We start from the raw sequence: 12,511 nt of genomic DNA, 5'->3' as shown, positions 1-12,511 counted from the left end.
TGGAATCATTATAAGGAGGTCATACAAATATGACAGAAACAGTTGAAAGAAAAGAAAAACCGAAACTTTTTGGCATCATTACGAGTCCGAACGAAACGATGGACCGCATCAAGGAAAATCCGAAGGTGCTCATTCCTCTTCTCGTTGTCATGGCGATTAGCATACTATCGGCATTTATCGGCATAAATGCTGTAGATGTATCGAGTATGGCTGGAGCTGACATTCCAGCAGAAGAAGCGGAAATGTTTGAGCTTTTTACTAAAATTTCAGCAGTCGTGTTTGGTATTATCACACCGCCGATTATTTTATTAATTTCAACCCTTATTTATTTAGCTATTACGAAAATTGCCGGTACAGGTGCAAAGTTTAAACAACTCTTTTCACTTTCTACCTACATCGGATTAATTACCGCGATTGGAACATTATTAAACACAATCATTATTTCTATTGTTGGCATTTCATCTGATAGCGTCAGTTTTACATCGCTAAATGCAATTGTGGGCGCAGAAGGAGCTCTTAGTGGATTTTTAAGCTCCATAGAAGTGTTTGCTATTTGGTCGACAATTTTATCTGCGATCGGTTTAGAGCGTGTTGGAGGTTTATCCAAGCGCGCTGCTTGGATTGTGACCATTATTCTTTTTGCAATCGGAGTATTATTCAGTACATTTAGTGCGGCAGCAAGCAGTATGATGGGGGCTTAATATGAAGAAAAAAATTTGGATTGGAATTGGGATTACTGTCCTTCTAGCCGTATTGATAACGGTTGGCGTTATGAGGGCTCAATCGACGGAAGAAATCATGGTAGAAACGGCGACCATTCAAGAGCAAGAACTAACTGGAACTGTCATGATACCTGGAACACTTCAATTAGCGAATGAGCAAAAAGTTTATGTTGACGCTCAAAATGGTGAAATAAAAGAGATTTTCGTAAAAGAGGGAGACACCGTGGAAAAAGGATCTCCTCTTCTGAAGTACGAAAATGAACAGTTACAATTAGAAAAAGAACAAAATCAATTAACGATTGAATCGAATTATATACGAATTAATCAAATTAATGATCAGCTCGAAGACTTAGACGATAAAGAAAAAGAATTAGAAAAACAAGTAGGGAAAGAAGAAGCGAAAAAACAAGTAGAAAGTGAACGAAAACAGCTTGAAACAGAGAAAAAAATGGCTGATTTAGAATTGCGACAAAACTTATTACAAAAAGAAACTATCGCAAAAAGGTTAAGTGAATTAGAGGTAAAAAGCGAAATTGATGGAATCGTCATTTCAGTCGATGAAGATGCGAAAAATAGCATAGATCCGAAAGTGCTCATACATATTGGTAGTTTAAAAGAATTAAAGGTTACCGGAGCAATTTCTGAATATGATACCCTCAAAATTGTTGAAAACCAACCGGTAACACTCACGACCGATGTCTTGCCAGATGAAAAATGGTCAGGGACGGTCTCATATATTAGTACACTACCAGAACAGATGGATGCGATGACGCAGAGTGGTGCGGTTCAGTATCCGATTGAAGTGACTGTGACAGACGATAATATAAAAGCAAAACCAGGCTTTAAAATGATTATGGAAATTGAAACGGAGCGTAAAACGGCTCAAGTCATACCAGTAGATGCGATTATTCGTGAAGATGAAGGTCACTTTGTGTGGGTGGTTGAAGACAACAAAGCTACGAAAAAAGAAATAACGGTCGGAAGTGCAAATGGTGACATGATGGAAGTGAAAAGCGGCTTGACGAAAGAAGATCAAGTCATCGTCAACCCTTCCGATAAGCTTATGCCAGGAGTGGAAGTGACCGTTCAATGATTGAGTTAAAAGACATTACGAAAAGCTATAAACTAGGAAAAGAAGAGGTTCCTATTTTAAAAGGAATCGATGTCTCCATTATGGAGGGAGAATTTGTCGCCATCATGGGGCCATCTGGATCAGGAAAGTCGACCTTGATGAATATAATCGGCTGTCTCGACCGACCGACGGATGGTCAGTACTTTTTTGATGGAGAAGATATATCCACATATAAAGATTTGCAGTTAGCGAAAATTAGAAATCTATCTATCGGATTCGTATTTCAACAGTTTCAATTGCTTCCACGGTTAAATGCGCTCAAGAACGTTGAACTTCCGATGATTTATGCGGGTGTGAGCAAAAAAGAAAGGGAAGAGCGAGCAAAAACTGCGTTAGAAAAGGTAGGTTTAGTTGACCGGATGAAGCATATGCCAAATGAATTATCCGGTGGACAAAAACAGCGAGTAGCCATTGCTCGTGCGATTGTCAATCAACCAAAGCTCATATTAGCGGACGAACCGACAGGAGCACTTGATACGAAGACGAGTTTTTCGATTATGGAGCAATTTGTGCAATTGAATGAAGAAGGAACGACCATTGTTCTCGTAACACATGAGCAGGAAGTGGCAGAGTACGCTAAAAGAGTGATAACTGTTCGTGACGGTTTAATTACCGAGTCTTCTGTCAGAGGAGGTCGTTAACGATGAGTTTTATGGAAAATATGCGCATGGCTTTATCCTCCATAATGGCACATAAGCTGCGCTCCATTTTGACGATGCTCGGAATTATTATCGGGGTTGGTGCCGTTATCGTTGTCGTAGCAATTGGACAAGGTGGGGAACAGCTATTAAAATCTCAAATTACCGGATCTGGAAATACGATTGAAGTGTACTACCAACCGAGTGAAGAAGAATTGAAAAGAGATCCAAATGCATACATGCGTGATGCATTTACAGAAGAAGATATAAAAGCTTTAAAGGAAATTGAAGAAGTGAAGAACGTCGTTGCTTCAAGCACAACCATGTATGAAACAAGGTTCAAAGAAGAAACCATTGATGCAACGATATTTGGAATTAATGAAGCGTACCCACTTGTTAATGAATTTAAAGTAGCCAACGGTCGCGAATTTTCGGACTCTGACTATTTAGGAGGAAGAAGGGTCGGAATCATTTCAAGTCAAATGGTAGAAGACCTTTTTCCAGAACAAGACCCAGTCGGTGAAATTGTATGGGTTAACGGTCAGCCGATTGAAATTATCGGGGTGTTAGAAAAGGCGACAGGACTATTTGCGTTTGAAGGCGCTGAAATTTACATGCCTTGGACGACGTATCGAAACGCATTCGGTGTTAACTCCTACACGCAAGTAACATTACAAGCAACGAGTGCGGACGATATTCAAGCGGCAGGTGAAAAAGCGGAAAAAACGTTAAACAGGCTGCATAACACCGAAGATTCTTATCAAGTCATTAACTTTGAAGAAATTGCTGAGGGGATTGGACAAGTCACAAGAATTATGACGCTAATCATCAGTAGTATTGCTGGTATTTCTCTCCTTGTCGGTGGAATCGGAGTCATGAACATCATGCTCGTTTCCGTTACCGAGCGGACGAGAGAAATCGGTATTCGAAAAGCGTTAGGTGCGACAAAAGGGCAAATTTTAACACAGTTTTTAATTGAGTCAGGGACTTTAACTTTAATTGGTGGAACGATTGGAATTCTCATCGGAGCTGGTGGAGCCTCGCTGATTTCCTATTTTGCTGGTTGGCCATTTTTAATTTCATGGCAAGTCATCCTTGGCGGGTTGTTATTCTCCATGGTCATCGGAATTTTATTTGGTATGTTACCAGCGAACAAAGCATCACGACTTGATCCAATTGAAGCACTACGATATGAATAAAAGTAAAGAATCCTCCATGAAGAACTTTCTTCATGGAGGATTTTTTATTGTTACAGAAAATTTAAGTTCAATAAATTGTTAAAGTATTCTTTTTACATTTTTTTGGTGTCTAGCTCCAAGCGCCATCAGCTCGGGTCGCTTCGGCCCAGACGGAAGCCTCCTCGCATGTCCTCCAGCGCCCTTCGCCTAAGTACTTGCGCTTTGCGCTTTTCTTAGGATTCACTGGTCGTGATTTAGGGCCAGACGATGTTGAAGATTCACTTGCGTTAATCAATGCTCAGTTTAATTATTCACGACATTTTAACATTGTCCGAGTTGAAATTTTGTATGGCACTAATTAACCAAGCTTTTGACTAAATGGTTCCGCATGGTTCCCCCATAAAGGCTCTACACACTCTGTTTTGATTGTATGTAAGTGAAGCTTTTGAATGGCAAAATCAATTAACTCAGAAGCAACAAACGTTCCAATCCCACTTGTTAAATAATCATATTCTAACCAATAATTCAATACTCCGTCCGTTTTCTTTTTTGAAATGGCAGCCCCACCGATTGACTCCCCGTTTGAAAGAATAGAAAAATAGTGATCACCATTATTCACGTCGCTGTGCAGTAAGTTTTGGAATTGTTGTTTGGAAACTTCTTTTACTTCAATCGCTGAGTCAAGCAAATGTACCATTTACAAAATCTCCTCTCCTAATGTCTTTTCTATAAAAACAATTGTATTTTTGATAAAGACATTATATGATGGAATTCTTTTGAAAACAAGCTTTTTTCAAAGATTTATTTGTACATGATTGCTTTTAACGTTTTGCCGTAGCACTTGCTTTCTCAACATCCTACAGGAGTGAAATCTCCTCGCTTCATTTTAAAGAGTGAAAATCCTGCACAAGCATAGTCTTTTATTCGTCCGAAAAAAAACCATTATTTAATATTAGGGGGAGCAAAGAGAAATATAAAGAAGAAGTAGCCCTGACAGACTACTTCTTTAATCATCATTGGAGAACATATACACACGATGGTGCCAACGAATTCCAAAGATGAGACCAATCGCCATCATACTTCCGATTAAAGAACTCCCTCCATAGCTTAAAAAAGGAAGGGGAATACCGGTAATCGGAAGTAGTCCGATGGTCATTCCAGCATTTTGGAAGACGTGGAACACAAATAAACTAATGACACCCGCGCAAATGTAGCTATTGAATTCTTCATTTGTTTCTAATGAAATTTTTACTAAATGGTAAATGAGTAAGAAATAAATACTTAATACGACACTCGTACCGATGAATCCAAATTGTTCACCGATAACGCTAAAAATAAAATCGGTATGGTTTTCTGGAATATAAACTTGTCCTTCTCCAAACCCTTTTCCAGTAATTTGTCCTGAACCAATTGCTTTTAACGAATTCAACAAGTGATACCCTTCAGCGCTTTTGTACCCTTCAGGATTTAACCACGCGTAAATGCGACCAAGCTGATATTCTTCAACTTTTAAATATTTTTGCAACAGATCAGGCTTAACTAATACAAAATAAAAAATGGTGGATACAGCTGTCCCAATAAACGTTAAAATCGTCAAAACGATTTTCCATGATATTCCTGAGACGAAAATTAAGCCTGCGACAATCGCCATCATCACGAGTGCAGTCCCTAAGTCAGGTTGGTCTAAAACTAATAAAATCGGAGGAGCTGCTGTTGCCCCAATTTTTAGCAGTAGTTTCATATCTGATTCAAGCGTACGTCGAGGATTTTGTTCATTATGCTTGGCGATAATCGTACTTAACGTTATGATTAAAAAAACTTTCATGACTTCCGCTGGCTGAAAGGAGAAGCCAGGTAACGTAAACCATGCTTTTGCTCCATTGATTGTTCGGGCAATAGAAGAAGGGGCAAATTTTAATATGACAAGCAAAGATAGTCCGAGCCCATATAAATACCAAGACATTCGTTGAAGTTGATCAGAATCAAAATTCATGACACCGAAGACAATCCCACAACCAATGATATAATAAACTATTTGTTTCAATAAGAATGGGCCCCCGTATTGACCGGATGTTAAAACAGCCCCATAGATGGCAATACAGCTCACGCAAAATAACAGAAAGATAATCGAAGCGAGCTGATAATCAAACCTTGATTGCCTATTTTTATTTAAATCCATGATGTTCACCAACTTTATAGTATTTCAAGAACGAAGACGTCCGTTTATGTAGACGAACAAAGGAGTATAAAGGTTTCATATACATGTTTTACCTTTCATATAGTAGCATAAATTGACCGATTTGCCCATGAACAGAGCGAATAAACTTTCAGATTTGACATATAGTCTAATGAAAAAGAACAGCTACCAATAAGAGTAGTTATTACCCCAAAAAGTTGAATAGGAGTGTTATATGGAAAGGATCGAAACGCCAATACTCGTTGTGATGAATGTGCAGCGTGGCTACGATTATGCAGGGTATGGTAAGCGTAACGGTATGTTTGCCGAGGCGCGTATGAAGGAATTGTTGTCGATATGGCGAGAAAGAGAGTTACCGGTCATTCATACACAGTTTGATGATCCGAAACAATCTTCCCCACTGCACCGCACAAATGCAGGTTTTCATTTCAAGGATGGGTTTAAGCCGCAAAAAAACGAGCAGCATTTAATTTATTCTTCCTACTCTACGTTCATTGAACAAGTACTGACGAAGGAACAAAAGCCCATCTACATTTTTGTTGGTTTTTCTCTTTTTCCTCATATTGCTACCGTAAGTCAAGTTCTCTCAACTTCTGATAGCCATCAATACATTGTTGCAGATGCAACCGTTAGTTTTGAAAAAATTTCGTTTAATAATGAAAGTTTATCCGCCGATGAAGTCCACTTTGCTATTTTGACGTCGATGATGAACGATGAAACGACCGTCATCACGAGCTTTATGGCAAAACAGCTTGCTGTAAGTGCAAAAAACATTGGAAAACAAAAAACAACGACGTAAACAGAGGCACAATTGCCAACAAATAAGACGCCACCCCTCTAATGGGATAGCGTCTTTTGTTTTTGTTACAGAAAGTTTAAATTCAATAAAGTGTTAAAGTATTCTCTTTACCGTTTTTTGGTGTCTAGTTCCAAGCACCAACAGCTAAGGTCGCTTCGGCCCTGCTGTGGCGACGGAAGCCTCCTCGCAGGTCCTCCAGCGCCCTTCGCCTAAGGACTTACGCTTTGCGCTTTTTCTGTGAAAATAAAAATTACCGATGAGCTGAATAATCAATCATGATAGATAGATGGTAGAAAGGAAACCCCGGGGAGAATAAATTTTCATGTCCGGGGTGTGAGTGTAAAATCATGTATGTTTCTTATCGAATAAATTGTGAGATGACGTTGTTTAGAGCAGGTGCTTGCTTTGTCGGTACTTGATGACTGACGTTGGCGATATAGATAACGTCTACCTTCTCAATGTTTTGCAGGAAATGGTGCTTGTAATGGTGCACATAATAATCATGTTGTCCGTAAACGAGCAGTACAGGAACGTTAATTTCATGTAGTCGATCGGTCGATCTATATTCTACTCCAGATTCATACATCTCAATAAGCGTTTTCCTGTTCGTTTTTAACATGTATTGATACAAATGTTTCTTGAATGTTTTTGACGGTGCGTGAGCGTTACTGATTGTTTTTGCTAGAAGTGGAAGCATTCCAAGTTTCGCTACTTTAATACCAAGTAAAAACTCCGCATGTAATAAAGGAGATGTGACTTCTGAAAATCCTCCAATTAAAATTAAACCCCGTACTTTATTGGGATAGGAAAGGGCAAAATGTTGTGCGATTGAACCACCATTTGAATAGCCACAAATATATGCTTGTTCGATAGACAAGCTCTCTAATAAGTGGTTTAAATCTTCACTAAGTAAACTCATTGTGATCGGGTCATTCGAAGAAGAGCTTTGTCCATTACCTCGAATATCATATAAAATAATATCGTAATCTTTGGATAATGGACGTTGATAGTGAAATGTAACAAGCCCCATTCCTGGAGGATGAACAAAGACGATGGGAACACCATTTCCCATTCGTTCATAATACGTTTTCATTCCATTTTGTAAGTCAATTAAAGGGATATGACCAGCCCCTTTCTTCTGTTCATTTCCTAGTATTTGTCGTACATAACTTTTCATGCATTGAATGATTATGATTGATTTTGGTTGAAAATGAACAAAAATGATTGAATTTGATTGTTTGAGTTCGTATAATAAAATCAAACGTCAACAGAAGGCGTTTTCAAAGTGAGGGAAAATTCGTGTTAACCGAAGAAAGACATCACATTATTTTACAGTTGTTAAAAGAAAAAGAAATCGTGAAGCTTCATGAAATGGTAGAAGCAACGAATGCTTCTGAATCAACGATTCGACGTGATTTAACGTATTTAGAAAAAAATAATTATGTGAAACGTGTACACGGTGGAGCAACCCGCGTGACAGGAAAATTAATTGAACCTGACATGAAGGAAAAATCAACGAAAAATTTGCAAGCAAAGAAAGTGATTGCGAAAAAAGCGGCTTCTCTTGTAGAGGATGGTGACTGCATTTATTTAGATGCAGGGTCGACTACCCTTCAAATGATTGACTTTCTTAACACTGATTACGATATCGTCGTTGTTACAAATGGCTTAGGTCATATTGAGCCGTTATTAAAAAAGGGGATTAAAACGTATTTAGTTGGAGGCTATGTTAAGCCGAGAACAGGTGCATTAATTGGAAGCGGAGCGATTGATTCCATCAAGCAATATCGATTTGATAAATGTTTTCTCGGGGCAAATGGTGTTCATCCAGATTTAGGAATTACAACGCCTGACCCTGATGAAGCAGCAATGAAACGTCAAGCACTCCAACTGTCCCGAGAAACGTTTCTGCTCGTCGATCACACGAAGTTTCATGAAATCTCCTTTGCAAAAATTGCAAATTTAGAAGAAGTAACAATTATTACAGATGATGCAAAAGAGGACTTAAAACAATTTAATGCATTAACAAACATAAAGGTTGTGGAATGATGATTTACACTTTAACCCTCAATCCTTCTATTGATTACATTGTCAATCTTAACTCATTTGAAACAGGAGCACTGAATCGAATGGATGATAGTGCAATGTATCCAGGTGGAAAAGGGATTAACGTATCACGTGTGTTAAAACGGCTCGGTGTGCATAATTGTGCACTCGGCTTTATTGGGGGATGGCCAGGACAATACATTGAAGAATCCATCCGACGAGAAGGAATTGAGGCGCAATTTACAAAAATTCAAGCGCCTACGCGAATTAATATTAAATTAAAGACGGATTTAGAAACGGAAATCAATGCAGCGGGTCCAATGATTACACTGAAAGAACAGAAAGAATTGATCCAAACGATTGAATCACTTACGAGTGACGATTGGCTTGTACTAGCGGGGAGTATTCCAAAAAGTTTACCGGCGACATTTTACGAAGAGGTTGTTTCGATTAGTAAAAAGAAAAGCATCCCGACAGTCGTTGACGTTTCTGGAGATTACATTCATTCACTCCTAAAATATCGCCCATTTCTCCTTAAGCCAAACCATCACGAACTTGGCGAATGGTTCGATGTGAAAATTCAATCGAAACAAGAGGTTGTCTTTTACGCAGAAAAATTAGTAGAAATGGGAGCGCAAAATGTTATTGTCTCAATGGCAGGAAACGGTGCCATTTTCGTTAATGAAAGTGATGTATTCATTGGGAATGTACCGAAAGGAAAGGTGCAAAATTCCGTCGGAGCAGGGGATTCGCTCGTTGGAGGGTTTTTAGCGGAGTATATTGCGACAAACTCGTTTGAAAAAGCATTTCAAGTTGGGATTGCTTCAGGAAGTGCGACCGCGTTTTCACACGATTTATGTGAAGAAAAAGAAGTTAATGAACTGAAGTCTCACGTACACATTACGAAATGGAAATGAGGGGAATCATTTTGAGAATAACGAAACTATTAACGTCCAGTACAATTCAGTTGCACCTTTCTTCAAAAGAGAAGAAAGGTGTTATCGAGGAACTTGTGAAAACTTTAGATCATGCAGGAAAACTGAATGATCGAGAACAGTTTAAAGAAGCGATTTTAGCTCGTGAAGCCAAAAGTACGACAGGAGTAGGAGAAGGCATTGCCATTCCTCACGCAAAAACGAAAGCGGTTAAAGAAGCGGCCATCGCCTTTGGGCGTTCGCAAAATGGAGTCGATTACGAATCATTAGATGGTCAACCGGCTCATTTATTTTTTATGATTGCAGCGCCTGAAGGGGCAAATGACACTCATTTACAAGCATTGGCCCGCCTTTCCTCTATGTTAATGCGAGAGGAAGTACGCCATGCGCTCTTACAAGCGAAAACAAAAGACGAGGTTTTGGCAATTATTGATCAGCACGACGAAGTAGAAAAAGATGAGACTCATGTTCAGTCATCGGAAGACTACATTTTAGCGGTAACGGCCTGCCCAACTGGAATTGCCCATACGTACATGGCGGCGGACTCATTAAAAGAAAAAGCAAAAGAAATGGGCGTAAACTTAAAAGTCGAAACCAATGGTTCAGGTGGTGCGAAAAACGTTTTAACAAAAGACGATATCGCGAAAGCAAAAGCCATTATTATTGCGGCAGATAAACAAGTTGATATGGCACGCTTTAATGGTAAGCCTGTAATCGAAGTACCTGTTGCTGATGGTATTCGGAAGCCTAAAGAATTAATTGAAAGGGCTCTCAAACAAGATGCTACAATTTATCACCACGAGTCGTCTAAAGGAAATTCAGAAGAATCAGAGAAAAGACAGCGTTCCGGAATTTACAAACATTTAATGAACGGTGTGTCCAATATGCTTCCGTTCGTTGTTGGGGGCGGTATTTTAATTGCCATCTCTTTTATGTTTGGTATTAAAGCTTTTGATCCAGAAGACCCAACCTATAATGAATTTGCTGAAGCCCTAATGACGATTGGTGGAGGTAGTGCTTTTGGATTAATGATACCAGTGTTAGCAGGATTTATCGCGATGAGTATTGCCGACCGTCCAGGACTAGCGCCAGGAATGGTGGCTGGGTTTATGGCTGCTCAAGGTCAAGCTGGGTTTTTAGGTGGACTCATTGCTGGATTTTTAGCTGGATACATTGTAGTCGGATTAAAGAAATTCTTTCAAGGCTTACCTAATCAATTAGAAGGAATTAAACCAGTGCTTTTATATCCAGTATTCGGGATTGGGATTACAGGTCTAATTATGTTCTACATTATTATAGATCCTGTTGCTGCAATAAATGAGGCGTTAAAAGATTGGTTAAATGGTTTAGGAACTGGAAACTTAGTTTTACTCGGATTAATACTCGGCGGAATGATGGCGTTTGATATGGGCGGTCCAGTGAATAAAGCGGCATTCACATTTGGAATTGCGATGATTGAAGCAGGCAACTATCTTCCACATGCGGCTGTCATGGCAGGGGGAATGGTCCCTCCTTTAGGTATTGCACTAGCCACATTTATGTTCCGAAAGAAGTTCAACGAACGTGAAAAGGAAGCAGGTATTACAAATATTTTCTTAGGTGCATCGTTTATCACAGAAGGCGCTATTCCGTTTGCCGCTGCGGATCCAATACGTGTGATTCCTTCATTAATTATTGGTTCGGCAACTGCTGGAGCATTAAGTATGTTGTTTGAAATCGGTCTCCGTGCACCTCACGGCGGAGCATTCGTTATCTCTTTTGTTGATGGGAACCCATGGTTATATGCGTTTGCCATTTTAGTAGGTTCATTTGTAACAGCTATCTTACTAGGAATCTTAAAAAAACCTGTACAACAATAAAGTAAATTTTTGGAGTCTTGATGATATGTCAAGACTCCTTTTTTTGTAACATTTGTAACATTCATTCGTCATATTTACTAGAAGCACAAAAAGGGAGTGATGAAACGTTGAGAAATGCACTATTTATATCACTTTGTCTATTATTCCTTCTGACAGCATGCAGTAACGGATCAGACTCAATGAATTATGTAACAGAAGACATGGATCGTACGAGTATGGAAAAAGGAGAATTGGCGGAGGTTGAAACGTTAGAACAAGAAGCGAAGGAAGATATGGATATTTCCACGTCGACGGAACGAAAAGTGAAGTATACCGCACATTTGAATGCCGTAATTCAAAATACGGAAGATACGATGGAAACGCTGAAACGTGAAGCAGAAATGAAGAATGGTTACATGATTGAATCGAGCGTATCGGAATACGAGGAGACGAAGGAAACACACTTATCTTTTCGTATCCCTCAAGCAGAATTTGAATCCTTTTTAACAATCATCAAAAATCACGTCAAAACGATTACGTCAGAACAAGTTTCTGGCACGGATGTAACGGATGAATATGTCGATCTTCAATCAAGATTAAAAGCAAAACAACAAGTAGCGGATCGTTTCCTACAATTGTTAAACGAAGCAGAGAAGATGGAAGATGTCATTCAAATATCGAAGGAGTTAGGAAACATTCAAGAAGAAATCGAGCAGCTTCAAGGAAGAATTCAATACTTAGAGAATCAAACGGACTACGCAACAGTGCATTTATATTTGCAAGAAAAGAAGACACCTGAAGTATCTTCAAAATCGAAAAACATACTAGAAGAAATTAAACACCAATGGGCGAAAAGTGCGACGGACATCATTGCCTTTTTTAGTGCGTTAACGGTATTTGTTATTGGAAACTTGCCGCTTTGGATTTTTCTTTTCATACTAGGTTCCGTTCTATTTTTCATCGGAAAGCGCTTTGTTAGCTCTCGAAAGAAAGAATAAACATATGGTACAATAATAACTGAATATT

12 protein-coding genes are annotated in these 12,511 nt (G+C 39.1%); 9 read left to right on the top strand and 3 right to left on the bottom strand.

The annotated features are described in order from the left end of the window. Positions 1-29: 29 nt before the first annotated feature. The 4 genes from yknW to ML543_RS01195 are packed head-to-tail and all read left to right on the top strand — an operon-like array spanning position 30 to position 3,691. Positions 30-701, top strand: coding sequence for a YknW family membrane protein (gene yknW / locus ML543_RS01210; RefSeq protein WP_243385330.1), 672 nt, complete (start codon positions 30-32; stop codon positions 699-701). Position 702: 1 nt separating this feature from the next. Beyond that, on the top strand, positions 703-1,815 hold the full coding sequence (locus ML543_RS01205; RefSeq protein WP_243385328.1) for an efflux RND transporter periplasmic adaptor subunit: 1,113 nt from the start codon (positions 703-705) through the stop codon (positions 1,813-1,815). Next, positions 1,812-2,495: an ABC transporter ATP-binding protein gene (locus tag ML543_RS01200; RefSeq protein WP_243385327.1), complete on the top strand. Its 684-nt coding sequence runs from the start codon at positions 1,812-1,814 to the stop codon at positions 2,493-2,495. The genes ML543_RS01205 and ML543_RS01200 overlap by 4 nt, the downstream gene beginning before the upstream one ends. A 2-nt stretch (positions 2,496-2,497) precedes the next feature. Next, on the top strand, positions 2,498-3,691 hold the full coding sequence (locus ML543_RS01195; protein WP_243385326.1) for an ABC transporter permease: 1,194 nt from the start codon (positions 2,498-2,500) through the stop codon (positions 3,689-3,691). Positions 3,692-4,028: 337 nt separating this feature from the next. Here the strand turns inward: ML543_RS01195 and ML543_RS01190 are convergent, their stop codons facing one another. Together ML543_RS01190 and rodA are read right to left on the bottom strand one after the other, a co-directional pair. Beyond that, entirely contained in the window at positions 4,029-4,367 is a 339-nt protein-coding gene (locus tag ML543_RS01190) for a GNAT family N-acetyltransferase (RefSeq protein ID WP_243385325.1), read from the bottom strand. 309 nt (positions 4,368-4,676) lie between these two features. Continuing rightward, the gene (rodA, locus tag ML543_RS01185; RefSeq protein WP_243385324.1) at positions 4,677-5,849 is read right to left on the bottom strand and encodes a rod shape-determining protein RodA; all 1,173 of its coding nucleotides are present in this window, start codon (positions 5,847-5,849) and stop codon (positions 4,677-4,679) included. A 232-nt stretch (positions 5,850-6,081) separates the two neighbouring features. On the opposite strand from rodA, the gene ML543_RS01180 reads away from it, so the two are divergent. After that, positions 6,082-6,666 (top strand): cysteine hydrolase family protein, encoded by a 585-nt coding sequence (locus ML543_RS01180; RefSeq protein WP_243385323.1) that lies wholly within the window; start codon positions 6,082-6,084, stop codon positions 6,664-6,666. 358 nt (positions 6,667-7,024) lie between these two features. Here ML543_RS01180 and ML543_RS01175 read toward each other — a convergent pair whose 3' ends face one another. Next, complete coding sequence (locus tag ML543_RS01175) at positions 7,025-7,843, bottom strand: alpha/beta fold hydrolase (protein WP_243385322.1); 819 nt, start codon at positions 7,841-7,843, stop codon at positions 7,025-7,027. 122 nt (positions 7,844-7,965) lie between these two features. Between ML543_RS01175 and ML543_RS01170 the strand changes: the two genes are divergently transcribed. The 4 genes from ML543_RS01170 (at position 7,966) to ML543_RS01155 (ending at position 12,483) form a co-directional block, all read left to right on the top strand. Next, on the top strand, positions 7,966-8,715 hold the full coding sequence (locus ML543_RS01170; protein WP_243385321.1) for a DeoR/GlpR family DNA-binding transcription regulator: 750 nt from the start codon (positions 7,966-7,968) through the stop codon (positions 8,713-8,715). Further along, the gene (pfkB, locus tag ML543_RS01165; protein WP_243385902.1) at positions 8,715-9,629 is read left to right on the top strand and encodes a 1-phosphofructokinase; all 915 of its coding nucleotides are present in this window, start codon (positions 8,715-8,717) and stop codon (positions 9,627-9,629) included. Before ML543_RS01170 ends, pfkB begins: the two co-directional genes overlap by 1 nt. 11 nt (positions 9,630-9,640) lie before the next feature. Then, positions 9,641-11,506: a PTS fructose transporter subunit IIABC gene (locus ML543_RS01160; protein ID WP_243385320.1), complete on the top strand. Its 1,866-nt coding sequence runs from the start codon at positions 9,641-9,643 to the stop codon at positions 11,504-11,506. A gap of 107 nt (positions 11,507-11,613) precedes the next feature. Continuing rightward, positions 11,614-12,483, top strand: coding sequence for a DUF4349 domain-containing protein (locus tag ML543_RS01155; RefSeq protein ID WP_243385319.1), 870 nt, complete (start codon positions 11,614-11,616; stop codon positions 12,481-12,483). Positions 12,484-12,511 lie beyond the last annotated feature (28 nt).

The organism is Bacillus kexueae (assembly GCF_022809095.1).
Taxonomy (GTDB): Bacteria; Bacillota; Bacilli; order Bacillales; family Aeribacillaceae; genus Bacillus_BZ; species Bacillus_BZ kexueae.
The sequence above is the reverse complement of the archived record's forward strand: the minus strand, read 5'-3'. Positions and strand labels throughout refer to the sequence as shown.